We start from the raw sequence: 22856 nt of genomic DNA, 5'->3' as shown, positions 1-22856 counted from the left end.
TGCTTCGGGGGGCTGGTGATGATCCAACGACTGTGTCGCCACGTGTTTTCCCCATCGGTACGGCGCGCGTTCCCGCCGGCCACGCTGCAGGCGATCACCGAGGCCATCGCGGCCGGTGAGCAGCGCCATGGCGGGCAGGTGATGTTCGCGGTGGAAGCGGACCTGCCACTGGCCGCGCTGTGGCACAAGGTCACCCCGCGGCAGGCGGCCGAACACGCCTTCGCGCGCCTGCGCACCTGGGACACGGCCCACAACAACGGGGTACTGATCTACCTGCTGCTGGCCGACCACGCCATCGAGATCGTGGCCGACCGGGGCCTGCACGGCCGGGTCAGCCCGGCGCAGTGGCAGCGGGTCTGCACGCATCTGCGCGAGGGGCTGCGTGGTTCCAATCCGGTGGAAGCGCTGCAGGATGCCATCGACGAGGTCTCCAGCCTGGTGGAAGGGCACTTTCCGGCCTCGACGCGGTCGAACGATGACGCGTTGCCGAACTCGCCCCAGCTCCTTGGTTGAGCCGGGGCGGCACTGGCCCGAGAATAGGCGTTCAACCGCAAGGCACCTTCCATGATCTATTTCCACGACATCGACCCCATCGCCCTCTCGCTGGGGCCGATCAAGGTGCATTGGTACGGCATCATGTACCTGCTGGGCTTCACCGCCGCCTGGCTGCTGGGCCGCAGGCGCATCGCCGCCGGTCGCCTGCCGGGCGTCGACGCCAATGGATTCTCCGACCTGCTGTTCTACGCCATGCTCGGCGTGGTGCTGGGTGGGCGCATCGGCTACATGCTGTTCTACGCGCTGGGCGATTTCCTGCACAACCCGCTGCTGCTGTTCAAGGTGTGGGATGGCGGCATGAGCTTCCACGGCGGCCTGCTCGGCGTGCTGGGCGCCTGCTGGTGGTGGTCGCGCAAGCACGCGCTGCACTTCTTCGACACCATGGATTTCATGGCGCCGCTGGTGCCACTGGGCCTGGGCTTCGGCCGCATCGGCAACTTCATCGGCGCCGAGCTGTGGGGCAAGTACACCGACGGCACCTGGGGCGTGGTGTTCCCTTCCGGCCTGCCGGCGCCGCTGAACCAGCTGGACCATGCGACCCTGCAGTCGCAGTTCGCCACCGGCGCCCTGAACCAGTTCGCCCGTCATCCGTCGCAGCTGTATGAAGCCTTCCTGGAAGGCCTGGTGATGTTCGTGGTGCTGTGGGCCGTGTCGGCCAAGCCGCGTCATCGTTATCTGGTCGGCGGCCTGTTCGCGCTGATGTACGGCCTGTTCCGCTTTGCCGTGGAGTTCGTGCGCATGCCCGACAACGGCGTCTACGTGGCCTTCGACTGGCTGACCCGTGGTCAGATCCTCAGCCTGCCGCTGATCGCCTTCGGCCTGGTGCTGCTGGCGATGTCGCGCCGCGCGCCGGTGCTGCAGCCGCAGCTGCCGGTGGTCGCCGAGGACAAGGCATGAAGGCTTACCTGGACCTGCTCTCGCACGTGCTCGAACACGGCGCGGAGAAGAGTGATCGCACCGGCACCGGCACCCGCAGCGTGTTCGGCTGGCAGATGCGCTTCAACCTCAACGAAGGCTTCCCGCTGGTCACCACCAAAAAGCTGCACCTGCGCTCGATCATCCACGAGCTGCTGTGGTTCCTGAAGGGCGACACCAACATCGGCTACCTGAAGGACAACCAGGTACGCATCTGGGACGAGTGGGCCGATGCGAACGGCGACCTCGGCCCGGTCTACGGCAAGCAGTGGCGCAGCTGGGCCACCGCCGATGGTCGCGAGATCGACCAGATGCAGTGGCTGGTGGACGAGATCAAGCGCAACCCCGATTCGCGGCGGCTGGTGGTCAGCGCCTGGAACGTGGGCGAGCTTTCGCAGATGGCGTTGATGCCGTGCCACAACCTTTTCCAGTTCTACGTGGTGGATGGCAAGCTCAGCTGCCAGCTGTACCAGCGCAGCGGCGACATCTTCCTTGGCGTGCCGTTCAACATTGCCAGCTACGCGCTGCTGACCCACATGGTTGCGCAGGCCACCGGCCTGGGCGTGGGCGACTTCGTGCATACGCTGGGCGATGCGCACCTGTACTCCAACCATTTCGAGCAGGCCCGCGAGCAGCTGGCGCGCGAACCGCGCGCGCTGCCGAAGCTGTGGTTGAACCCGGACGTGACCGACCTGTTCGGTTTCCAGTTCGACGACATCCGCATCGACGGCTACGACCCGCACCCGGCGATCAAGGCGCCGGTGGCGGTATGAGTATCCGCCTGATTTCCGGGGGCCTGCTGGCGCTGTGCGGCATGCTGCCGCTGGCCATGGTGCAGGCCGGACCGGCCGATGCGCTGTCGTTGGCCAGGCAGGTCAATGAGCAGATCGTGCACAAGCACATGCGCGAGGAAGTGCAGGCATTCGCCGGGGCCTTCAACGGCAGCACGATGATGCCCCAGGATGTGCCGGAAGGCTGCCGGGCGCAGATGCGTGAGGCGGTAACCGGCATGTACACGGCGATGACCGAGCACCTGAAGGCGGGTGTCGAGGATCCGGTCTATCAGCGCACGCTCGAGCAGCAGCTTGCCACCGTCTATTCCAGTGACCAGTTGCAGGCATTTCTGGCACGTCGTGCCAGCACCGACACTGCTGCGTTGTCGGCAGACATCCTGTCAGGACCGGGCCTGAAGGATATCGAAGAGGCGCAGGAGCAGAAGATCCTCGATGGCCTGGATGAGCAGTCCACCTCCAGCCCAGCGCTGGCGGCGGCGTTGCAGGCCGCCAGTGCTGCCAACGCGGCCTGCGAACGCCTGCAGATCGACGCCAGCTGAGGAGGTGGTAGCAATGAAGCTGTCGATGATCGTGGCGTTGGATCGCAACCGTGGCATCGGCCAGGGCAATGCCATGCCCTGGCACCTGCCGGACGACTTCAAGCACTTCAAGGCGCTGACCCTGGGCAAGCCGATCCTGATGGGGCGGAAGACGGCCGAGTCGATCGGCCGCGTGCTGCCGGGGCGGACCAACCTGGTGCTGACCCGCAGCGGCCAGGTGCCGTTCGAGGGCATGCGCGCGGTGGCGTCGCTGGAGGAAGCCAAGGCGATTGCCGAAGGCGAGAGCGCCAGTGAACTGTGCATCATCGGCGGCGGCGAGATCTTCCGACAGCTGCTCGACCAGGCCAGTGACCTGTACCTGACCTGGGTGGATGCCGAAGTCCCTGCCGACACGCATTTCCCCGAGGTGGATGCCGCGGTGTGGCAGGAAGTGAGCAGCGAGCCGCACCCGGCCGATGAGCGCCACGCTTATGCGTTCCGCTTCGTGCACTACGTGCGCCGCTGAGGGCGGTTTCCTGTAGAGCCGAGCCATGCTCGGCTGCTGTTGGTGGACACATGGCGTAGCCGAGCATGGCTCGGCTCTACGGAACCGGCCGTTGCAACGTTCAGGGCATCCGGTAATGCCCGATGACGGTGTGCCGGAACAACAGGTTCTCTTCGCGCGTGCCGCGCGCGATGTTGTGCAGCACCAGCGGCGTGCCATTGGCCAGCCGCCGGTCGGAGACGATGCCCACATGCAGCAGGCCGTTGCCGTTGAGCTTCCAGGCGACGATGTCGCCGGCCGCGTAGTCGGCGGCGGCGGCGGTGATCGGCTGCTGCCAGCCCTGCCGTTCGAACCAGCGCATCAGGTTCGGTACGCGACGATGATCGATGTTGCGATCCGGCCGTGTCAGGCCCCAGATCGCCGGATAGGCACTGAAGTTGCCGCGCATGTCCTCATGCACGCGGGCCTGCAGGTCCACGCCCAGGCTGCGCAGCGCGCGCACCACCACGTCGGTGCACACGCCGCGATCAATCGGGACGTCTCCGCCGGGATAGGCCAGCACCTGGTAGGCAGGGTCGTAGCGGGTGGTGACGCCGATCTGCGCGCGTGCGGCGGCCACCAGTGGCGGCGAAGGCGCCTGCGGTTGTGCCGGCGCGTGGCCGGCGTTTCCGCCGCCGGTGGGGGCCGGGGGCGAAGTGGGCTGGCAGCCGCTGGCCAGGGCCAGCGTCAGCAGCACCATCCATGGTGCCCAGCCGCGCCGCGTCATGCCTGCGGCGGAGGACTGTTGTTGCCGGGGCCCGCAGAGCCACCACCACCACCACGGCGCCGACGACGGCGCGGGCCGCGGTTGCCCGGGGTGCCGGCCGGAGCGTTGCCGCCGCCCTGTTCCTTGCCCTGCGCCGATGCAGCCGGGCGCTCGTGCGCCGGTCGCGCTGGGGGACGGGCGTTGGGCACCGGTGCCGGTACATCGCGGCCCGGCACCTGCACCACGCGCAGCTCATCGGTATCAAGCTGGATGGCAGTCAGCTTGCCGCCCCACACCGCGCCGGTGTCGATGGCGTGCACGCCCTGGGTGATGGTCAGGCCCAGCGCCGACCAGTGGCCGCAGACGACCTTGAGGTCACGCTCGACGCGACCCGGCACTTCGAACCAGGGATACAGCCCCTGTTCCTGCGTGCCCGGCGTGCCCTTGTCCTCGATGCCGATGCGCCCACGCGGGGTGCAGTAGCGCATGCGGGTGAGCACGTTGATGATCGCGCGTGAACGGTCGTAGCCGGACAGGTTCGGTGCCCAGCTCGGCTTGTCGCCGTACATGTTGCGGAACAACTTGCGGTAGCCGGCGCCGTGCAGCTGTGCCTCGACTTCGGCGGCATGCTTCTCGGCCATCTGCGTGGTCCACTTCGGCGCCAGGCCGGCGTGCACCATCATCCAGCCCAGCTCGCGGTCCACGTGCACCAGCTTCTGCAGGCGCAGCCAGTCCAGCAGTTCGTCGCGGTCCTCGGCCTGCACGATGCGCAGCAGGTCCGGGTTGACCTTGCGCTGTTCCTCTTCGGTGCGTGCACCGACGGCAAGCAGCGAAAGGTCGTGGTTGCCCAGCACCACCATGCTGTGCTCGCGCAGCGAATGAACCAGCCGCAGTGTTTCCAGGGACTGGCCACCGCGGTTGACCAGGTCGCCGCAGAACCACAGGGTGTCCTGCGCCGGATCGAAGCGGATCTTCTCCAGCAGCCGCTGGGTGACGTCATAGCAGCCCTGCAGGTCGCCGATCGCCCACACACTCATCGTTCGGCCTCCGTGTCAGTGCAGGGTACGCGGGATGGCCAGCACGAAAGGTGCGACCGGCGCGGCAAATTCGGTGCCGTCGTCGGCGACCATGTCGTAGTGGCCCTGCATGGTCCCGTGATCGGTCCCCAGCATGACACCGGACGTGTAATGGAAGTCTTCACCGGGACGCAGGCGCGGCTGCTCCCCGATCACCCCGTCGCCATCGACATGCTCGACGCGGCCGTTGGCGTCGGTGATGCGCCAGTGGCGTGCAACCAGGCGCGCGGCAACGCGCCCCTGGTTGTGGATGCGGATCGTGTAGGCGAACGCATAGCGCCCGTCTTCCGGCGCGGATTGATCGTCGAGGAAGCGCGGTGCGACTTCGACGGAGATGGCATAAACGTCAGCGTCTTCCATACCGGCAGTGTAATCAGGAGGCATTGGCCAAAGCGATGAATTCAGCCACATCCAGCTGTTCGGCGCGGGCATCGGGGCGCACGCCGGCGGCCACGAACTGCTCGGCCGTCACGACGTTGTTGAGCGCATTGCGCAGGGTCTTGCGGCGCTGCCCGAAGGCGGCCTTGACCACCTCGGCGAAACGCTTGTGGTCGTTGATGTTGATCGAGGCCGGGTCGCGCGGTACCAGCCGCACCACGGCCGAATCGACCTTCGGCGGCGGCCGGAACGCACCCGGCGGCACCACGAACAGCGAGGTGACCTGGCAGTACGCCTGCAGCATCACGCTGAGCCGGCCGTACACCTTGCTGCCCGGGCCGGCGGCCATGCGGTCGACCACTTCCTTCTGCAGCATGAAATGCATGTCGCGGATCACCGCGGCATGTTCCAGTGCATGGAACAGGATCGGCGAGGAGATGTTGTAGGGCAGGTTGCCGACCAGGCGGATCGGCTGGCCGGCAGCCAGCTCGGTGAAATCCACGCGCAGCACGTCGCGGTGGACGATGGTCAGCTCGCCCAGTGGCTCGGCGGCGGCGGTCAGCGGCGCGATCAGGTCGCGGTCGAACTCGATCACCGTCAGCTTCGGATGCACGCGCAGCAGCGGCAGCGTGATCGCGCCCTGACCGGGACCGATTTCGACCAGGCGGTCGCCGTCTTTCGGGTTGACCGCCATCACGATCTTGTCGATGTAGTGGCGATCGGCCAGGAAATGCTGGCCAAGCTGCTTCTTGGCCGGGGCGGTGAACACCGGGCCGGAGGGGGAATGCGGGGAATTCATACGCTCAGTGTACGTTGCCGCGCAAGCTGCGCACACAACGTCGTTGCCGCCTGCAGGCTGGAAGGATCGGCGATGCCGCGGCCGGCCAGATCCAGCGCGGTGCCATGGTCCACCGCTACGCGTGGGTACGGCAGGCCCAGGGTCAGGTTCACCGCCTGCTCGAAGCCCGAGTACTTCAGCACCGGCAGGCCCTGGTCGTGGTACATCGCCAGCACACTGTCGAAGCCGGCCAGCTTGGCCGGCAGGAACGCGGTATCGGCCGGCAGCGGCCCGATCAGGTCCATGCCCTCTGCGCGTAGGCGCTGCATCAGGGGAATGATCAGGTCCAGCTCTTCGCGGCCCAGGTGGCCGTCTTCGCCGGCGTGCGGGTTCAGGCCGAGCACGGCGATGCGGGGTGCAGGCAGGCCGAATTCGCGCCGAAGTGCGGCATGCAGGGTGCGCAGGGTGTGTTCTAGGCTGGGCGCGGTGATCGCGTCGGCCACCTCGCGCAACGGCAGGTGAGTGGTGGCCAGGGCCACGCGCACGATGGGGTTGGCCAGCATCATCACCACCTTCACGCCGGCCTGGTCGGCCAGCAGTTCGGTGGTGCCGCTGTAGGCGATGCCGCCCTCGTTGATGACCGCCTTGTGCACCGGGCCGGTCACCACGCCGTGCAGTTCGCCGGACAGGCAGGCCTGGCCAGCGCCAAGCAGGGCGCCGATGACCGCGCCGGCATTGGCTGGATCGGCCTGGCCGAAGTGGCTCGGGGCGGCATTGGCCACCATGCGCAGGCGCAGGTCGCCGGGGACGCGCGCTTCGGCATCCTCGGGCAGCAGTTGCAGCGGCAGGTTCAGCGCGGCCGCAGCCGCGCGCAGCGTGTCCGGGTCGGCGAAGGCCAGTAGTCGGCAATCTTCACGCGGCTGCTGGACAAGGCGGACGCACAGCTCCGGGCCGATCCCGGCGGGCTCGCCCGGTACCAGAGCGAGCTCGGGTCGCATCGATCAGGACTGCGGCGGCGTGGCGGTGTTTTCCGCGCGGTCACCGGTGCGGAAGCTGACGTAGGCTTCGCCACGCAGTTCCTGCAGGAAGCGGTTGTACTCGTCTTCCAGCTTGCGGCGGCCAATGGTCTCGCGGACCTGGGCACGCTGGTTGTCGTTGGTCACGTCGGTCTGGCGAGTGGCCACGCGCTGCAGGATGTGCCAACCGGCATCGGTGCGGAACGGCTGGCTGACGCCGCCGTCCTGGATAGCGGCCACCTGCTGGCCAAAGGCCGGACCGAACGCATCGGCCGGGAACCAGCCCAGATCGCCGCCCTGGCCCTTGCTGTTGTTGTCCTCGGAGGACTCCTTGGCCACGGTCTCGAAGTCCGCGCCGCCAGCGATGCGGGCACGCAGGGTATCGATCTTGGCTTTGGCGGCCGCGTCGGTCTGGTGGTCGTCCACGCGCACCAGGATGTGGCGGCCGTGGTACTCGGTGACGGTGCTGGCGCCGGCAGTGGCACTGGCGTCACGCACTTCCACCAGCTTCAGCAGCTGGAAGCCGCTGGGGCCGCGGATCGGGCCGACCACTTCGCCCGGCTTCATCTTTTCCATCATCTGGGCAAAGGCCTGCGGGATTTCATCCAGGCTGCGCCAGCCCAGGTCGCCGCCTTCCAGTGCATTCGGGCTGTCCGAATAGCGCACGGCCGCCGCGTTGAAGTCCAGCTCGCCCTTGTCCAGCAGGGTCTTCACACCATCGGCCTTCTTCTGGCCGGTGGCGATCTGGTCGGCGTTGGCGCCGTCGGGCAGGGCGATCAGGATGTGCGCCAGGTGGTACTGGTTGCCCACCGTGGCCTGCTGCTTCAGCGCGGCGTCGACCTCACCCTCGCTCACGCTGATGCGGCTCTGCGCGAAGCTCTGGCGCAGGCGCTGCACGGTGATCTCGTCACGCACCGAAGCACGGAAATCGTTGAAGTCGATGCCGTCATGGGCCAGGCGCTGGCGCAGGGCATCCAGGTTCGAACCATTCTGCTGGGCGATGGAATTCATCGCCTGGTTCAGCTCCTGGTCGCTGACACGGATGCCGCTGCCCTGGGCGCGGGCCACCTGCAGCTTGACCAGCACCAGGCGTTCGAGCACCTGGCGGCTGAGCACGTCTTCCGGCGGCAGCTGGTTTTCACGGCCGGCGTACTGCGCCTTGATGTTGGCGATCGCACGCTGGAGCTCGCTCTGCAGGATCACGTCCTCATCGACGACGGCGGCGATGCGGTCGAGCGGCTGCGCCTCCTGGGCAAGCACCTGCAGGGGGGCGGACACGCTGGACACCGCCAGCAGCGAGGCGAGTAGAACGGGGAAGCGCTTGGTCATGGGATCAGATTCGGATCGTAGTCATCGCGGGTCGCTCCGGTGTTGCTGGGCGGCACGAGATAGAGGTCGTCGCGGTTGTAGCCGAGGATAGCACGGCGCAGAGTGCGGTCCGTGTCCTGGCCGATGGAGCTCAGGCCCTTCAGTACGAACTCCACCTGGATGGAGTTGTTCATCTCGCCTTCGCGATTGCGGACATAGCGGCGGCCGACCACACGCACGGCCAGGCAGCAGCTGTCCCACTGGACACCGCCGATGATTTCCAGCGGCTCCTTGTCCTGCAGCGAGTAGTAATAGCGGCCGACCAGGCTCCAACGCGCATTCAGCGGATACAGGAACGACAGGTCGGCCTGCTCCAGCAGGGTGCGGTCATGCTTGTTGGCTCCGGGCAGCGCGCCGGCGTTGATGCGGTAGCGGTAGCGGTAGCTCAGGTTGACCACGCCGTCGTTGGGCATCAGGTAGCGGGCACGGACGCTGGCCAGATCCTCGCGCTTGTACTTCGGGTCCCACTGGTAGGTGGCGCCCAGGGTCCAGCGGTCGTTGATCATGTAGTTGCCGTCGGCGATCCAGGCCGACTTGCCCTTTTCCACCGGCGCCCCTCCCGGGGTGGTGCTGACCCGCGATTCATCGAAGTACTGGATCTGGCCGATGGAGGCCGAGAAGCGCTCCTTGCCGGTGGTCTGGTCGATGAAGCGGGTGCTCAGCGCCAGGGTCAGCTGGTTGGCATCGTTCTGGCGGTCGGCGCCGGTATAGCGCGAATCGCGGAACAGCTGGCCCCAGCTGAAGGTGAAGTCACGGGTATCGAAGATCGGCAGCTCATCCTGGTTGCGGTACGGCGTGCGCAGGTAGAACAGGCGCGGTTCCAGGGTCTGCAGGAAGGACTTGCCGCGGATGCTGGTTTCGCGGTCGAAGAACAGGCCAGCGTCGATGCTGCCGATCGGCAGGCTGCGGCTGGGCGAGGTATTGCCGCGCAGCTGCTCGGGCGTGGCCGTGGCCGGATCGATGCCCTGCGAGCGCAGGATCTGGGCCTGGATGCCGTTGACGCCGTCGACCAGGCCGCGATCAAGCTGGTAGGCGGTGTAGCGGTAGGCCAGGGTCGGGGTCACATACCAGGCTGCGCCGCTGATCGGGAACGACACATACGGCTTCACGTCCAGTCGCGAACCACCGCTGACACCCACGCCGGAGGTGAGCTGTTGGCCCGTCCGCGTGTACTGCAGATCCTCGCCGGTGCCGACGGCGTTCTTGAAGTTGATGTCGTCGTGGGTGAAGCGCACGGCTTCGGCGTAGATGCCGGTTTCCAGCCATGAACGGACCGGCTTGTCCCAGTTGAAGTACAGGCGCGGCTGGCGGTTGTAGGGCAGGGCGCGCTCGTCGAGGGTGTAGTCGGTCAGCTGCCAGCGGTCGGCCATGATGCCGGCCGTCCAGTTCGTGCCGGTGCCATACAGGCCCACCGTGCTCTGCAGGTTGGAGGCGGTCACCCCCACCAGGCGGTTGGCGAAATCCTCGACATAGCGCTCGTCGCTGACCCAGGCCAGGTTGGCGCGGGCCTGCCAGTGGCTGTCCACGTTGTGGTAGCCGGTGAACATCACCCGGCCGCGGTCACGGTCACGCAGGCGGTCGTTGGGCATGAACGAGGTCAGCACCTCGCCGCGGCCGCCGTTGTAGAGGTAGCGGAACTCGTTGTCGAGCAGCAGGCCGCGCCGGCTCATGTAGCGCGGGGTCAGCGTGTCGTCGTAGTTCGGCGCCAGATTGAAGTAGATCGGCTGGGCGTAGTCGAAGCCGTTGCGCCCGGACATGCCCAGCTGCGGGAACAGCAGGCCGGTCTTGCGGCGGTCATCGATCGGGAACTTGAAGTACGGCGCCCACAGCACCGGCACCTTGCCGATGCGCAGCACGGCGTTGCGCGCGGTGCCGAAGCCCTCGTCGTTGTCCACTTCGATCTGCGGCGCCGACAGCTTCCACACCGGCTGCGAGGGGTCGCAGGTGGTGTAGGTGGAGCGGTGCATCTGGCCGACCGCACCCTGCAGGTCGACCGACTCGGCATCGCCGTTGCCCCGGCGCGACACCAGCTGGTACTGGATGTCGGTGATCTTGTGGGTGTCGCTTTCCTGGTTGCCCTCGGCACGCTTGGCGACCATCCGGATCGACCCGTCCTGGTAGCGGACATTGCCGTCGGCGATGTAATTGCCGGTTTCGGTGTCGAAGCTGAGCTTGTCGGTACCGACGAACTGGTCACCCCGGCGCAGCGCCACGTTGCCCTCGTACTGCGGCACGGTGGTGGTGCCCAGCAGCTGGTCACCCTCGATGTCGGTCGGCTGCTGCTCGCGCGCGGCGGCGGCGCTGGCCTTGTCCTGGCCGGGGACCGGGGTCGGGGCGTCGGTGAACGCGGGGATGACGTCGGTGGCCGGGCACAGGCCCCAGTTGAGCGGCTTTTCATCGGCCATCACCGGCAGGCTGATGGCGATGCTCAGAGGCAGGGGAAGCAGGCGGAGGGCTCGGCGCACGCGGTTCGGATTCGGGCGAAAACGGACGGTAGCTTGCCCCATCCCTTGCATAGGGGCAATGAAGGGCGCCGGTGGCCGCCGGTTCGGGTTCATCCGGACGTGCCACCGCTGGCCGCCGAGATCAGGGCCTGGACATGGGCCACGCTGCACTCGGCCAGTGCCTGCAGGTCATAGCCGCCCTCCAGCATCGAGACCACCCGGCCGGCCGCATGGCGCCGTGCCAGCGCGTGCAGTTCACCGGTGATCCAGGCGAAATCGTCGGTTTCCAGCATCAGGTCGGCCTGCGGATCGCGCAGGTGGGCGTCGAAGCCAGCCGAGATCAGCAGCAGCTGCGGGCGGAAGTCGTCGATGGCCGGCAGCATCTCGTCGGCCCAGACGTTGCGGAAGCGGAAGCCCCCGCTGCCGGGGGGCAGCAGGATGTTCATCAGGTTGCCGGCGCCACGGTCGCGGCGCAGGCCGGAATTGGGGAACAGGCCGGCCTGGTGGGTGCTGTAGTACGAGACCCGGGCATCGTGCTGGAAGATGTCCTGGGTGCCATTGCCGTGGTGCACGTCGAAATCGACCACCGCGATCCGCTCCAGGCCATGACGGTCGCGGGCGTAGGCGGCGGCGATGGCGATGTTGTTGAGCAGGCAGAAGCCCATCGCCGTGCTGCTGGTGGCATGGTGGCCGGGCGGACGCACTGCGCAGAAGGCCAGAGGGTCGTCGCCCAGCATCACCGCATCGACCGCGGCCACGCCGGCACCCGCGGCGTGCACGGCGGCACTGGCCGAGCCGGGCGAGGTCCAGGTGTCCATGTCCAGCTGGCGCAGCGGCGCGGTCTGCGGCTGCAGCACGAAGTCCAGCAGGGCGCTGTCGTGGACCCGGGTCAGCTCACCGAACTTGGCCGGCGGCGCCTCGCGCCAGTCCAGCTGGCCGGGGAAGGCCGCATGCAGCGCATCGAGTACGTACTGCAGGCGTTGCGGGCACTCCGGGTGGCCGGGGCCGGGGTCGTGCAGCAGGCAGGACGGATGGGTGTAGACCAGCATCGTGCCGACTCAGCGCTGGCGCTGCTGCGGTTGCCACAGCGCCTCGCCCTGGCCGTCGGCACGGGCCAGCACCCGGGCCAGCACGAACAGCAGGTCCGACAGCCGGTTGAGGTACTGCAGCGCCTCGCTGCGCACGGCTTCGTGGCGGGCCAGGGTGACCGTCTCGCGCTCGGCGCGGCGGACAATGGTGCGTGCCAGGTGGCAGCGTGCAGCGGCCTCGCCCCCGGCCGGCAGGATGAACTCCTTCAGCATCGGCAGGCCGGCGTTGTAATGGTCCAACTGCTGCTCCAGTGCCGACACATCGGCGGCGTGGATCGCGGCGTGGCCGGGGATGCACAGCTCGGCACCCAGGTCGAAGAGCTGGTGCTGCAGGTGCACGACCAGCGCGCGCACGTCTTCCGGCAACGGAGCCGCCAGAAGCAGGCCGAGCGCGGCGTTGGCCTCGTCGACGGTTCCGTAGGACGCCACCCGGGCGTCATCCTTGGCGACACGCTGGCCGTCACCGAGGCCGGTACTGCCGTCGTCGCCGGTGCGGGTGTAGATGCGCGAGAGGCGATGACCCATGGCGTGGCTCAGTGCCGGATGTCGCGGCGGGCCTGCTGGAGCTTCAGCACCTGCTCCACGGCCAGCTGCAGCGCGGCAGCCAGCGCCACGTAGATGGCGGTGGTGCGCAGGTAGGGGCCGAACCACTGCGCGTAGTTCTGCGCCCAGCCGGCCAGGGTCGGCTCGGCCACGTTGCGGCTGCTCCAGTAGAAACCGCCCTGCGCCAGCAGGTGGCAGACCGCCACCGAAGCGACCAGCAGCAGTGCGCCCTTGGCCAGCACCGGCCAGCGTGCGGTCTGGTAGTTGCGGCCCAGCAGCATGCCGCCGGCCCACAGCGAGAAATAGGCCGGCAGCAGCAGCCAGTAGCCCGGCGACACGCAGTAGTGCTGCCAGAAGTCCAGGCCGCTGCTGCGGATCACGATCCAGTCCACCAGCACCGCGAACACCATCAGCAGCGGGAACGCCCAGCGCGTCCAGCGCGCCAGGTAGAAGCCACCGATGAAGAACACCGCCCACGAGGCATCGGGGATGGCCGCGAAGTGGTTGACCCGGGTCGCTGCCAGCACCAGAACGAGCACGGACAGGACGAAGGCGCGGTTGGCAGTGTCGGACATGGTGGCGGGCCCGGAGCGGATTCAGGTTTCATTCTAGCCCGCCGCGCGGGTTGGCGCAGGAGCGGCCGTTCGGCGTACAGACGGGGCGAGCGCGTATCATGAACGCATGAGTGAACGACATGACGTGCTGATTGTCGGTGGTGGCCTGGTCGGCGCCAGCCTGGCCATTGCCCTGGACCGCCTCGGCCGCGACGTGGGCCTGCTCGAGGCAAGCCCGGCCGGCGAGTTGCCGGCGGTGTTCGACCAGCGCAACCTCAGCTTCGCCGCAGCCACCGTCAACGCACTGACCGCGCTGGGGGTGATGCAGAAACTGGCGATGTCGCCCGGCCCTATTCGCCGCATCCACGTCAGCCGCGCCGGCGATTTCGGCCGTGTACAGCTGGAAGCGGCCGATTACGACCGGCCGTGGTTCGGCCAGGTGGTGGTCGCCCGCGACTTCGGCCAGGCGCTGGAAGCGCGCCTGCAGGAGCTGCCTCGGCTGCACCGTTACCGACCGATGCGGTTCCTGGGGCTGGGCGAGGTGGTTGACGGCTACCGCCAGGTGCGGGTGGCCGACGCGGCCGGCGAGCGCGTGCTGCTGGCACGGTTGGTGGTCGGTGCCGATGGCACGACCAGTGGCGTGCGTGGTGCACTGGGCATCGAGGTCGACCGCCATGATTTCCAGCAGACCCTGTTCGTGGCCCGCGTGCGCAGCCAGCGCGCGCCGGACGGCACGGCCTGGGAGCGCTTCACCGATACCGGTCCGACCGCGCTGCTGCCGCGGGGTGACCGCCACTTCGGCACCGTGCATGGCGTGGCACGCGACCAGGCCGATGCCGTGATGGCGCTGGACGATGCGGCCTGGCTGCAGCGCCTGCAGGATGCGATCGGCTGGCGTGCCGGCCGTCTGCTCGAATCCGGCCCACGCAGTGCTTATCCGCTCATCCAGGTGCTGTCGCGCGCGCTGGCCGGTGAGCGCACGGTGCTGCTCGGCAATGCCGCGCAGACCATTCACCCGCTGGGTGCACAGGGCTTCAACCTGGGCCTGCGCGATGCGCTGACCCTGGCCGAGCTGCTGGAAGATTCCATCGATGATGCCGGCAGCGATGCGCTGCTGCAGGCCTATGTCGCGCGCCGCGAGGAGGACCGCCGGCAGACCGTGGCGTTCTCCGGAGGCCTGGCGCGGCTGACCAGCAACCCGGCACCGCTGATGCGGCCGCTGCGTAGCCTCGGCCTGGTGGCCGCACAACGTGCTTCGGTACAGTCGATGCTGGTCGGTGGCGCGATGGGCTTCCGTGGCGAAGTGCCGCGGTTGTGCCGCGGAGAAGCTGCATGAGCCGCCGCGCGCGCCTGGATGTGGCCATCGTCGGCGGTGGCGTGGTCGGTGCCGCGTGCGCGCTGGCGCTGGCCGACGCCGGGCTGTCGGTCGCGCTGGTGGAAGGCCGCGAACCGGCGCCGTGGCAGGCTGCGCAGCCGGACCTGCGGGTGTTCGCCTTTGCCGCCGACAACGTGCAGCTGTTGAACCGCCTGGGCGTGTGGCCGGCGATCGCGCAGGCCCGCGCGTGGCCCTACCGGCGCATGCAGGTGTGGGACGCGGCCGGTGGCGAGGATCTGCTGTTCGACGCCGATCGTTTCGGTCGGCGCGAACTGGGCTACATCGTCGAGAACGGCCTGCTGCAGGACCGCCTGTGGGCGGCGCTGCCGGCCGCGGGCGTGCAGCTGCATTGCCCGGCACGGGTGGAAGCGCTGGAGCAGGACGAGGACGGCGTGCGCCTGCGCCTGGACGACGGTCGTCGCCTCGAAGCGTCGTTGGCGGTGGCCGCCGACGGTGCCGAATCGACCCTGCGCCAGCTGGCCGGGATCGAGGTGGAAAAGCATGACTACCACCAGCGTGGCGTGGTGGCCTATGTCGACAGTGAACTGCCGAACCAGGCCACGGCCTGGCAGCGCTTCCTGCCGACCGGGCCGTTGGCGTTGCTGCCGGTGGCCGAACGCCGCAGCTCGATCGTCTGGACCCTGCCGGAGGACGAGGCTGCGCGCGTGCTCGCCTTGGACGAGGAGGCGTTCAACCGGGAATTGACCCGCGCCTTCGCTGCGCGGCTGGGCGAACTGCGCCTGGCCTCGCCGCGCGCGGCGTTCCCGTTGCGCCGCCAGCTGGCCCGCCACTACGTGGCCGGCCGTGTGCTGGCATTGGGAGACGCCGCGCATGTGGTGCACCCGCTGGCCGGGCAGGGCGTGAATCTGGGCCTGCGCGATGTAGCCGCTCTGCAGCAGTGGCTGGCGCCGTCGGCAGAACGCCGCGGCCAGCCGCGCCTGTCGCCGCAGCGCCTGCAGCGCTGGGCCCGCGAACGGCGCAGCGACAGCCACATCGCCGCCTACAGCTTCGATGCGATCAATCGCCTGTTCTCCAACGATGAGATGCACCTGACCCTGGCCCGTGGCCGCGCGCTGGGTTGCGTGGGCAAATGGCCGCCGCTGGTGCAGGCGTTCTGGAAGCGCGCCGCTGGGGTGTAAGCGGAATACATGCCGCACGACGCTGCGGGCGTCGCTGGCGTGTTACCAACCACGGGACGCCGCTCTGGTAGGTGCCAACCTTGGTTGGCACGCTTCCGGCATCGGTGAACAAAAAAGGGGACGGAGGGGATTAAGTCGTTTGTGGCACAAACGACTTAATCCCCTCCGTCCCCTTTTTCAGTCGACCAGCCAGCCGGCCAGGTCGGCACGGTCCAGCTTGCCGCGGTGCTTGCGGTCCAGCGAATTGAACTCATCGGCCAGCGCCGGATTCGCCTGCGCTTCCTCACGGCTGATGAAACCATCGCCGTTCACGTCCAGCGCAGCGAAGTGGATGCGGTACTGGCCAACCACGCTGCTGGGCTCCAGCGAACGCACCGTCACCTGCGCCTCGCCGGCCGGCTGTGCAATCTCGACGCTGCCGCTGATCCGGCCCGCATCAAGCGATTGCTGGCGGATCGCGCCGCCGGTGGGGCCCAGCGGCTGGCTCTGCGCCGGGGTGTGCGGCAGCTGCTGGGCCATGGCCGGTGCGGCTGCCAGCAAAGTGATCAGCAGGGTGAGCGAGTGGTAGCGCATGGTTCCGTTCCCCGGTAGCGCCGGGCCATGCCCGGCGGATGCAATGGGTTCAGCGCAGCGGCGAGGCCAGCACCGTGATTTCTTCCCGATCGTGATACAGCTGCTTGGCGCGCACCACCAGCGGCTTGCCGGCCTGGTCCTGGAACAGGTCCAGGCACAGCCGGGTCTCGTCCCAGCGCTTCTTCATCGGCAGCTTCAGGTTGAAGATCGCGTGCCGGCACCAGCCTTCTCGGAACCAGGTGGCCATGCGCTCGGCCACGCGGCGCGGCTGCTCGACCATGTCGCAGACCATCCAGTCCAGCGGCTGTTCCGGGTGCCAGTGGAAACCGTCGGCGCGCAGGTGCTCGACCAGCCCGGTGTCCAGCACGTGCTGGCGCAGCGGGCCGTTGTCGATGCTCAGTACGTGCATGTGCTGGCGGGTCAGCACCCAGGTCCAGCCGCCGGGTGCGGCGCCGAGGTCGGCCGCGCGCATCCCTGGCTTGGCCAATGCCTCGCGTTCTTCCGGCGTCAGCAGGGTCAGCAGCGCTTCGTCCAGCTTCAGTGCCGAACGCGAGGGGGCCTCGGGCAGCAGCTTCAGGCGCGGAATGCCCAAGGCCCACGGTGCGCTGTCGGCCGGGTCGGCCACGCAGACGAAGGCATGGGTGCCGTCGACGAACACCACATGCAGGCGCGGCAAGCGGTTGTTCGGCTTGTCGCTGAGTTTGCCAGCCTTGCGCAGCGCTGGGCGCAGCGCATTGCCGAAGGCACGCGCCAGGCCCGACAACGGCTTGCCGGCGTCAGAATCGGGATGTTCCACCCACAGGTCGCCGAAGCGCGGCGCATCGGCCAGCACCTCCAGCATCGGCGTGATGCGGTCACTCGGATCCAGCTGCGGCAGCTCTGCCAGTACCACCAGCTTCTGCCGCGCGAAGATCAGCTCGCGCCAGCGCAGGCGGGGCGCCAGCGCGGCGGCTTCGTCGCACATGAACAGCACGTAGCCATCATTGCGCTGGGTGCGTGCATAGCCGGCGAAACCGGCTTCACCGGCGCGGAACTGCAGCTCGCCGGCCAGCTCGGGCTCGAAGCCCTGCCGGCACAGGCACAGCAGGCCGATGCCGGTTTCAGTAACGGGCGCCATCGCTTTCCCCATAGGCGCGCAGCACGCTGCGCGCGGCGTCGCGGTTCAGGCCCTGCACCACTTCGATGCCGCGCTTGTTGAGCTCGCCGACCCAGTCCGCCGGCAGCGGGCCTTCATCGAACGGGGTCAGTTCTTCGACGTCGGCCGAGTTGGCGCCGATCAGCAGGCGGTCGATGCCGGCCCACACGGTGGCGCCGTAGCACTGGCAGCACGGCTGCGAGCTGGTGGCCAGGGTGACCGGCGACAGCACTGCGTTCAGGCGCGGGGTCTGCAGGCGCTGCTGGGCCAGCATGTAGGCCATGTTCTCGGCGTGCGCCAGTGAGGTCGCGTGCGGCATCACCCGGTTCACGCCGGCGGCGATGACCTTGTCATCCGGGCCGAACACCACGGCGCCGAACGGGCCGCCACTGGCGTGTTCGACGTTCAGCCGCGACAGCTCGATCGCCAGCGCGACCTTGGCCTCATCGCCCGGATATCGACGATCCAGGTCGATCTGGTCGTGGATCCAGGCGGGAAGGGTCAGGTGGACTTGCGCGTACAGCATCGCGGGGGTGCCTCGTGTGGGATGGAAGAAAGTGCGGTTGCTTGGGAAACCGGCGCGCAGTGTAGCCGCACCGGCCTGTACCGGGCGTGGGCAGGTCAGCCGGGTGAGCCGGTGCGGATCACCACGTACTGCTTGCGGAATTCCAGCCCGGCCTGCGGCCAACTGGCGGCATAGGCGCGCAGCAATGGCAGGGCAGCAGCGAAGTCGTGGCCATTGACCCGGCAATCGGCCTCGCACAGGCCATCGGCATCGCGCGAGGCGAACAGGCGGATGGCAAGGAACTGGCGCGCCTTCAGCAGGTCGTCGAAGGCCTCCATGCTGCGGGTGAACAGGCAGCAGGGGCAGGAGCCATGATCGTCCTCGCTGCAGGTGGAGGCATCCACTTCCTGTGCACGGTAGTGCGCCAACGGCCCCAGCACCACGGTACGCTCGTGTTCCTCGCCATCGTCACCGGCCGGATAGGTCAGGCCCATCATCGGCAGGCCCTGCGCGTCGTCGGCACCCACTGCGGTCTGCAGGGTAGCCAGGTCCACCCGCACCCAGGTCTGGAAGCCGGACAGCAGCGACGCCTGCTCATCGGCACCGTTGGCGTGCTGGTACTCGAACAGGCCATCGGCGAACAGGCTGGGATGCTGCGCCTCGATGACCGTGGAGGTCTGCCAGCCACCGTTGTCGCGCGCGTGTGCCGCCATCGCATGCGGGGTCAGGCGCAGGCCGCTGTCCAGCAGCAGCGCGTTGCCGTCGACGCGGCTGGCGATGCCGGCGTCCTGCAGGACCTGCTGCAGCAGCGGGAGGAGGGCGGTGGACGTCCTGGTCATGTCAGGCCTGTGGATGGATCGGGTGGAGCATCCAGGCCGGGCCTGGTGCTAGTGATCGAGTGCTTCGCGTTCTGCGCGATATCGCCGTGCGTCGGACTGCTGCTGCGGATCGTTGCCATGATCACGCAGCCAGGTATCCAGCTCGCGGCGATAGTCCGCGCGGAAGTCGGCATTGCCTGGGCTGAAGTGCAGCTTGCGTGCCGCGACCTCCACCCGCTCGCGCGCGCTGGCACGGGCCTGGGCGATGCCGTGCGGTGATTCGTTGGTGAGGATGACGAAGTTGCGCGGAAAGCCCGGGGTGTACTTCACCACGAACGGCTGGTCCTGCGCCGGGATGCGGATCGCGTTCTCCAGCGGCCACAGCGAGGCGGTGTTGGTATGGAACACCACCTCCACGTCGCGGCCCTCTGCGGTGCGCAACACCGCTTCGTAACGCCAGATGTACTGTTCGTTGAGCGTGGAATTGGTTTCCTCGGCCTTCACGATCACCGCTTCACCGCGCTCGCCCACCGCATTGAGGAAGGTGGCGTTGAGGAAGCTGCCGAGGAAGATGTTGAGCATCGCCAGCGGAAACACCACGATGGCGTAGACCGGCGAACGCCGCCACCACGAGACCAGCCCGGCCAGCACCATTGCTGCAAAGAACGTCAGCAGCGGATGCTGCGAGATGAACCAGAGCAGGGCGGACAGGGCGGTGATCATCGTCGCGGTCGTGCGGGCGCCGTGCCGGCGCCCGCGCAGGTCCTCAGGCCGACCAGGTGTCGCGCAGGGTCACGCTGCGGTTGAACACCGGCTTGGCCTCGGTGTGGTCGCGGCGATCGGCAACGAAGTAGCCGGTGCGCTCGAACTGGAACGACTGCTCCGGCGCGGCACTGGCCGCGGCCGGCTCGACATAGCCGGTGACGGTGCGGCGCGATTCCGGGTTGAGGTAGTCGCGGTAGGTCTTGCCTTCCGATTCGTCGTCCGGGTTGGGCACCGAGAACAGGCGGTCGTACAGGCGGATCTCGGCCGGCACGCCGTGCACGGCGCTGACCCAGTGGATGGTGCCCTTGACCTTGCGGTTGGCACCTTCCATGCCCGGACGCGATTCCGGATCCAGCCAGCCGCGCAGCTCGGTGATGGTGCCGTCGGCATCCTTGATCACTTCATCGCAGCGGATGATGCCGGCACCGCGCAGGCGCACTTCGCCGCCCGGGACCAGGCGCTTCCAGCCCTTCGGCGGCACTTCGGCGAAGTCCTCGCGGTCGATCCACACCTCGCGCGCGAACGGCACCTGGCGGCTGCCGAAGCTCTCGTCCTTCGGGTGGTTGCTGAAGGTCAGCTGCTCTTCGTGGCCTTCCGGCAGGTTGCCCAGCACCAGCTTGACCGGATCGACCACTGCCATGCGGCGCGGTGCGGCGCTGTCCAGGTCTTCGCGCAGCGCGCCTTCCAGCACGCTGAAGTCGATCAGCGAATTCTGCTTGCTGATGCCCACGCGCTCGGCGAACAGGCGCATCGCCGCCGGGGTGTAGCCACGGCGACGCAGGCCCTGCAGGGTCGGCATGCGCGGGTCTTCCCAGCCGTCCACCAGCTGTTCGGTGACCAGCGCCATCAGCTTGCGCTTGCTCATCACCGTGTAGTTGATGTTCAGGCGCGAGAACTCGATCTGGCGCGGCTTGGCCGCTTCGCGCGGCAGGCCGGCGTCGACCAGCGGCTGGGTCAGCGCGTCGTCATGGGCGAAATCGACGTTGTCCACGCACCAGTCGTACAGTGGGCGGTGGTCTTCGAATTCCAGCGTGCACAGCGAGTGGGTGATTCCCTCGAGGGAATCGCCCAGCGCATGGGCGAAATCGTACATCGGGTAGATCGGCCACGCGTTGCCGGTGTTCTGGTGCTCGACGTGCTTGATGCGGTACAGCGCCGGATCGCGCAGGTTGATGTTGCCGCTGGCCATGTCGATCTTGGCGCGCAGGGTGCGCGCGCCATCCGGGAATTCACCGGCGCGCATGCGGCGGAACAGGTCGAGGTTTTCCTCGACGCTGCGGTCGCGCCACGGCGACGGGCGGCCCGGCTCGGTCAGGGTGCCGCGGTAGGCGCGCACTTCCTCGGCCGACAGGTCGCAGACGTAGGCCTTGCCCTGTTCGATCAGCTTCTCGGCGGCCAGGTAATAGGTCTGGAAGTAGTCCGAGGCGTGGCGCAGCTCGTTCCAGCTGAAGCCCAGCCAGCGCACGTCGTCCTGGATCGCGGCCACGTACTCCGGGTCTTCCTTGGCCGGGTTGGTGTCGTCGAAACGCAGGTTGCAGACGCCGCTGAACTCACCGGCGATGCCGAAGTTCAGGCAGATCGACTTGGCATGGCCGATGTGCAGGTAGCCGTTCGGCTCGGGCGGGAAGCGGGTCTTGATCGCCTGGTGCTTTCCGCTGGCCAGGTCCTCGCGCACGATCTGGCGGATGAAATCGCGCTTTTCGTGGCTGTCGGCGGGGGTCTCGGGGCTGGCGGGGGTGTGCTCGGACATGAGTCTGGGGCGAAAAAGGGCAGAAAGACCAACAGTCTAGCGCGTACAGGCCAAGGCTGCCCGGTGGCGTCTGGGGCTGGCGGCCAGCGGCCGGCACTACCAACCCGTCTTCCGGTAGCGCCGGCCGCTGGACGGCAGAACGGTCATTCGCCGTCAACGGCGGCATTCAGCGCCCGGGCGTATGCTGGACCCTTGCCCCGAGGAGCCGCCACATGCACATCGTGTACAAGGCCGACAACCTGTTCGACGCCCACCTGGTCAAGCACGCGCTGGAAGATGCCGGCATCCCGGCCTTCGTGTTCGGCGAGTCGTTGCTGGGCGGCATGGGCGAGCTGCCGCTGTTCGGCGTGCTGCGGGTAGGTATCCCCGACGCGGCGCGGCCGCAGGCCGAAGACATCGTGGCGGCGCTGGACTTGGGCCACGCGCCGGACGCCCCCATTTCAGATGCAGACGACATAGCCGGCCTTCCGGCGTAGGAGCGCATCATGTTGGGAATTGGCCAGGGCATCCTCGGCATCGGCGCCTTCAAGCAGCGCCTGCCGCGCCCGGAAGAAGCACTGCCGGGGCGTGACCAACCGCTGCCGCTGCACAGCAACCAGCACTTCGTGAACAGCCATCCGCTGAAGGACCGCTTCGCCGGCCTGCAGCAGATCCGTTTTGCGCTGGGCTGCTTCTGGGGCGCCGAGCGCAAGTTCTGGACCGAGCCGGGCGTGTACAGCACCTCGGTCGGCTATGCCGGCGGCATCACCCCGAACCCGACCTATGAAGAGGTCTGCTCGGGCCTGACCGGCCACACCGAAGTGGTGCAGGTGGTGTTCGACCCGGCGGTGGTGAGCCTGGAGCGGCTGCTTCAGCTGTTCTGGGAGAGCCACGACCCGACCCAGGGCATGCGCCAGGGCAACGACACCGGCACCCAGTACCGCTCGGCGATCCACGCCACCGACGAGGCCCAGTACAAGGCCGCGCTGGCCAGCCGCGAGGCTTACCAGGCCCAACTGGATGCGGCCGGTTACGGCCCGATCACCACCGAGATCGTGTATCCGGCGCCGGCGTACTACTACGCCGAGGATTACCACCAGCAGTATCTGGCGAAGAACCCGAACGGTTACTGCGGCATTGGCGGCACCGGCGTGAGCTGCCCGATCGGGTTGGATGTGGAGGTGCCGCGCTGACGCGCGGAGGTCCGCCTGCGGCGGGCAACGTCAACATCAACATCAACATCCAACGCGGCTCTGGGTTGATGATGGGTTGGCGGGACGGGGGCGGCTGGCAGGACACGCCGTAAACCCGTCCTTGGGGGCTCGATGGCGCCATCCATGGCGCCAACGGTCCTGCCAGCCGCCCCCGTCCCACCTTCGACAGTTTCCCGGTGACGGTGGGCAAGAGCATTGGGTTACTGACGAACTGATGGAAAACAAAAAGGACGCGGCGTTCGCCGCGTCCGTTTTGTTTGGTTCTGCATTGCCCTTGTAGAGCCGAGCCATGCTCGGCTCCGAGCAAGCGAAGCGCGCGACCCGCT

The 22856-nt window shown here is 68.0% G+C and carries 24 protein-coding genes and 1 pseudogene; 9 read left to right on the top strand and 16 right to left on the bottom strand.

The window, feature by feature from the left end; genetic code table 11:
• Positions 1–18: 18 nt before the first annotated feature.
• Genes QRO91_RS15730 through QRO91_RS15710 form a run of 5 tightly spaced genes read left to right on the top strand, consistent with a single transcriptional unit; the run spans position 19 to position 3308 of the window.
• On the top strand, positions 19–513 hold the full coding sequence (locus QRO91_RS15730; protein WP_049428846.1) for a TPM domain-containing protein: 495 nt from the start codon (positions 19–21) through the stop codon (positions 511–513).
• A 51-nt stretch (positions 514–564) separates the two neighbouring features.
• The gene (gene lgt / locus QRO91_RS15725) at positions 565–1452 is read left to right on the top strand and encodes a prolipoprotein diacylglyceryl transferase (RefSeq protein ID WP_049428844.1); all 888 of its coding nucleotides are present in this window, start codon (positions 565–567) and stop codon (positions 1450–1452) included.
• Entirely contained in the window at positions 1449–2243 is a 795-nt protein-coding gene (locus QRO91_RS15720) for a thymidylate synthase (protein ID WP_197651048.1), read from the top strand. Before lgt ends, QRO91_RS15720 begins: the two co-directional genes overlap by 4 nt.
• Positions 2240–2803 carry a hypothetical protein gene (locus QRO91_RS15715; protein ID WP_285310463.1) on the top strand — a complete coding sequence of 188 codons (564 nt, stop codon included), beginning with the start codon at positions 2240–2242 and terminating at the stop codon, positions 2801–2803. Before QRO91_RS15720 ends, QRO91_RS15715 begins: the two co-directional genes overlap by 4 nt.
• 13 nt (positions 2804–2816) lie before the next feature.
• Entirely contained in the window at positions 2817–3308 is a 492-nt protein-coding gene (locus tag QRO91_RS15710; RefSeq protein ID WP_197651047.1) for a dihydrofolate reductase, read from the top strand.
• A gap of 100 nt (positions 3309–3408) precedes the next feature.
• On the opposite strand, the gene QRO91_RS15705 is transcribed toward QRO91_RS15710, so the two are convergent.
• The 10 genes and pseudogenes from QRO91_RS15705 to QRO91_RS15660 form a co-directional block, all read right to left on the bottom strand.
• A complete protein-coding gene (locus tag QRO91_RS15705) occupies positions 3409–4053 on the bottom strand; it encodes a DUF1287 domain-containing protein (RefSeq protein ID WP_197620273.1) in 645 nt (214 codons plus the stop codon).
• The gene (locus tag QRO91_RS15700) at positions 4050–5069 is read right to left on the bottom strand and encodes a symmetrical bis(5'-nucleosyl)-tetraphosphatase (RefSeq protein WP_197620274.1); all 1020 of its coding nucleotides are present in this window, start codon (positions 5067–5069) and stop codon (positions 4050–4052) included. Before QRO91_RS15700 ends, QRO91_RS15705 begins: the two co-directional genes overlap by 4 nt.
• Positions 5070–5084: 15 nt before the next feature.
• Entirely contained in the window at positions 5085–5468 is a 384-nt protein-coding gene (gene apaG, locus QRO91_RS15695) for a Co2+/Mg2+ efflux protein ApaG (RefSeq protein WP_005412297.1), read from the bottom strand.
• Between the two features lie 13 nt (positions 5469–5481).
• Positions 5482–6285: a 16S rRNA (adenine(1518)-N(6)/adenine(1519)-N(6))-dimethyltransferase RsmA gene (gene rsmA / locus QRO91_RS15690; RefSeq protein ID WP_049428834.1), complete on the bottom strand. Its 804-nt coding sequence runs from the start codon at positions 6283–6285 to the stop codon at positions 5482–5484.
• Positions 6282–7262: a 4-hydroxythreonine-4-phosphate dehydrogenase PdxA gene (pdxA, locus tag QRO91_RS15685; protein WP_197651045.1), complete on the bottom strand. Its 981-nt coding sequence runs from the start codon at positions 7260–7262 to the stop codon at positions 6282–6284. The genes rsmA and pdxA overlap by 4 nt, the downstream gene beginning before the upstream one ends.
• Positions 7263–7280: 18 nt before the next feature.
• Positions 7281–8609: pseudogene (locus tag QRO91_RS15680) on the bottom strand (peptidylprolyl isomerase); the annotation flags it as partial.
• Positions 8606–11113: an LPS-assembly protein LptD gene (gene lptD / locus QRO91_RS15675; RefSeq protein ID WP_285310462.1), complete on the bottom strand. Its 2508-nt coding sequence runs from the start codon at positions 11111–11113 to the stop codon at positions 8606–8608. The gene lptD and the pseudogene QRO91_RS15680, both read right to left, overlap by 4 nt.
• An 89-nt stretch (positions 11114–11202) precedes the next feature.
• Positions 11203–12141 (bottom strand): histone deacetylase family protein, encoded by a 939-nt coding sequence (locus tag QRO91_RS15670; RefSeq protein WP_049428824.1) that lies wholly within the window; start codon positions 12139–12141, stop codon positions 11203–11205.
• A gap of 9 nt (positions 12142–12150) precedes the next feature.
• Positions 12151–12705, bottom strand: coding sequence for a cob(I)yrinic acid a,c-diamide adenosyltransferase (locus QRO91_RS15665; RefSeq protein ID WP_049428822.1), 555 nt, complete (start codon positions 12703–12705; stop codon positions 12151–12153).
• Between the two features lie 8 nt (positions 12706–12713).
• A complete protein-coding gene (locus QRO91_RS15660) occupies positions 12714–13298 on the bottom strand; it encodes a hypothetical protein (RefSeq protein WP_049428818.1) in 585 nt (194 codons plus the stop codon).
• A gap of 106 nt (positions 13299–13404) precedes the next feature.
• Between QRO91_RS15660 and ubiH the strand changes: the two genes are divergently transcribed.
• The gene (gene ubiH, locus QRO91_RS15655) at positions 13405–14613 is read left to right on the top strand and encodes a 2-octaprenyl-6-methoxyphenyl hydroxylase (RefSeq protein ID WP_049428816.1); all 1209 of its coding nucleotides are present in this window, start codon (positions 13405–13407) and stop codon (positions 14611–14613) included.
• Complete coding sequence (locus QRO91_RS15650) at positions 14610–15791, top strand: UbiH/UbiF family hydroxylase (protein WP_197620278.1); 1182 nt, start codon at positions 14610–14612, stop codon at positions 15789–15791. The genes ubiH and QRO91_RS15650 overlap by 4 nt, the downstream gene beginning before the upstream one ends.
• Positions 15792–15968: 177 nt before the next feature.
• Here the strand turns inward: QRO91_RS15650 and QRO91_RS15645 are convergent, their stop codons facing one another.
• The 6 genes from QRO91_RS15645 to QRO91_RS15620 form a co-directional block, all read right to left on the bottom strand.
• The gene (locus tag QRO91_RS15645; RefSeq protein WP_197620279.1) at positions 15969–16364 is read right to left on the bottom strand and encodes an EF-hand domain-containing protein; all 396 of its coding nucleotides are present in this window, start codon (positions 16362–16364) and stop codon (positions 15969–15971) included.
• A gap of 49 nt (positions 16365–16413) precedes the next feature.
• Complete coding sequence (gene rlmM, locus QRO91_RS15640) at positions 16414–17481, bottom strand: 23S rRNA (cytidine(2498)-2'-O)-methyltransferase RlmM (protein WP_049428813.1); 1068 nt, start codon at positions 17479–17481, stop codon at positions 16414–16416.
• A complete protein-coding gene (locus tag QRO91_RS15635; RefSeq protein ID WP_004154307.1) occupies positions 17465–18025 on the bottom strand; it encodes a nucleoside deaminase in 561 nt (186 codons plus the stop codon). Before QRO91_RS15635 ends, rlmM begins: the two co-directional genes overlap by 17 nt.
• A 95-nt stretch (positions 18026–18120) precedes the next feature.
• Positions 18121–18843 carry a DUF6348 family protein gene (locus tag QRO91_RS15630; protein WP_197651042.1) on the bottom strand — a complete coding sequence of 241 codons (723 nt, stop codon included), beginning with the start codon at positions 18841–18843 and terminating at the stop codon, positions 18121–18123.
• Positions 18844–18891: 48 nt separating this feature from the next.
• Positions 18892–19545, bottom strand: coding sequence for a membrane protein (locus QRO91_RS15625; protein WP_049428811.1), 654 nt, complete (start codon positions 19543–19545; stop codon positions 18892–18894).
• 43 nt (positions 19546–19588) lie between these two features.
• Entirely contained in the window at positions 19589–21337 is a 1749-nt protein-coding gene (locus QRO91_RS15620) for a glutamine--tRNA ligase/YqeY domain fusion protein (RefSeq protein ID WP_197620280.1), read from the bottom strand.
• A 212-nt stretch (positions 21338–21549) separates the two neighbouring features.
• Here QRO91_RS15620 and QRO91_RS15615 point away from each other — a divergent pair, with 212 nt between their 5' ends.
• Complete coding sequence (locus QRO91_RS15615; protein ID WP_010481810.1) at positions 21550–21813, top strand: DUF2007 domain-containing protein; 264 nt, start codon at positions 21550–21552, stop codon at positions 21811–21813.
• A gap of 30 nt (positions 21814–21843) precedes the next feature.
• Positions 21844–22509, top strand: coding sequence for a peptide-methionine (S)-S-oxide reductase MsrA (msrA, locus tag QRO91_RS15610; RefSeq protein WP_197620283.1), 666 nt, complete (start codon positions 21844–21846; stop codon positions 22507–22509).
• Positions 22510–22856 lie beyond the last annotated feature (347 nt).

The sequence above is a fragment of the Stenotrophomonas maltophilia group sp. Smal32 genome, from assembly GCF_030237085.1.
Lineage (GTDB): Bacteria > Pseudomonadota > Gammaproteobacteria > Xanthomonadales > Xanthomonadaceae > Stenotrophomonas > Stenotrophomonas maltophilia_Q.
Note: the sequence above shows the minus strand (reverse complement) of the source record. Positions and strands in the feature narration are given on the sequence as shown.

Coding starts and splice junctions, on each gene's coding strand:
- QRO91_RS15730 (WP_049428846.1), top strand. CDS start 19: ATGATCCAACGACTGTGTCGCCACGTGTTTTCCCCATCGGTACGGCGC.
- lgt (WP_049428844.1), top strand. CDS start 565: ATGATCTATTTCCACGACATCGACCCCATCGCCCTCTCGCTGGGGCCG.
- QRO91_RS15720 (WP_197651048.1), top strand. CDS start 1,449: ATGAAGGCTTACCTGGACCTGCTCTCGCACGTGCTCGAACACGGCGCG.
- QRO91_RS15715 (WP_285310463.1), top strand. CDS start 2,240: ATGAGTATCCGCCTGATTTCCGGGGGCCTGCTGGCGCTGTGCGGCATG.
- QRO91_RS15710 (WP_197651047.1), top strand. CDS start 2,817: ATGAAGCTGTCGATGATCGTGGCGTTGGATCGCAACCGTGGCATCGGC.
- QRO91_RS15705 (WP_197620273.1), bottom strand. CDS start 4,053: ATGACGCGGCGCGGCTGGGCACCATGGATGGTGCTGCTGACGCTGGCC.
- QRO91_RS15700 (WP_197620274.1), bottom strand. CDS start 5,069: ATGAGTGTGTGGGCGATCGGCGACCTGCAGGGCTGCTATGACGTCACC.
- apaG (WP_005412297.1), bottom strand. CDS start 5,468: ATGGAAGACGCTGACGTTTATGCCATCTCCGTCGAAGTCGCACCGCGC.
- rsmA (WP_049428834.1), bottom strand. CDS start 6,285: ATGAATTCCCCGCATTCCCCCTCCGGCCCGGTGTTCACCGCCCCGGCC.
- pdxA (WP_197651045.1), bottom strand. CDS start 7,262: ATGCGACCCGAGCTCGCTCTGGTACCGGGCGAGCCCGCCGGGATCGGC.
- QRO91_RS15670 (WP_049428824.1), bottom strand. CDS start 12,141: ATGCTGGTCTACACCCATCCGTCCTGCCTGCTGCACGACCCCGGCCCC.
- QRO91_RS15665 (WP_049428822.1), bottom strand. CDS start 12,705: ATGGGTCATCGCCTCTCGCGCATCTACACCCGCACCGGCGACGACGGC.
- QRO91_RS15660 (WP_049428818.1), bottom strand. CDS start 13,298: ATGTCCGACACTGCCAACCGCGCCTTCGTCCTGTCCGTGCTCGTTCTG.
- ubiH (WP_049428816.1), top strand. CDS start 13,405: ATGAGTGAACGACATGACGTGCTGATTGTCGGTGGTGGCCTGGTCGGC.
- QRO91_RS15650 (WP_197620278.1), top strand. CDS start 14,610: ATGAGCCGCCGCGCGCGCCTGGATGTGGCCATCGTCGGCGGTGGCGTG.
- QRO91_RS15645 (WP_197620279.1), bottom strand. CDS start 16,364: ATGCGCTACCACTCGCTCACCCTGCTGATCACTTTGCTGGCAGCCGCA.
- rlmM (WP_049428813.1), bottom strand. CDS start 17,481: ATGGCGCCCGTTACTGAAACCGGCATCGGCCTGCTGTGCCTGTGCCGG.
- QRO91_RS15635 (WP_004154307.1), bottom strand. CDS start 18,025: ATGCTGTACGCGCAAGTCCACCTGACCCTTCCCGCCTGGATCCACGAC.
- QRO91_RS15630 (WP_197651042.1), bottom strand. CDS start 18,843: ATGACCAGGACGTCCACCGCCCTCCTCCCGCTGCTGCAGCAGGTCCTG.
- QRO91_RS15625 (WP_049428811.1), bottom strand. CDS start 19,545: ATGATCACCGCCCTGTCCGCCCTGCTCTGGTTCATCTCGCAGCATCCG.
- QRO91_RS15620 (WP_197620280.1), bottom strand. CDS start 21,337: ATGTCCGAGCACACCCCCGCCAGCCCCGAGACCCCCGCCGACAGCCAC.
- QRO91_RS15615 (WP_010481810.1), top strand. CDS start 21,550: ATGCACATCGTGTACAAGGCCGACAACCTGTTCGACGCCCACCTGGTC.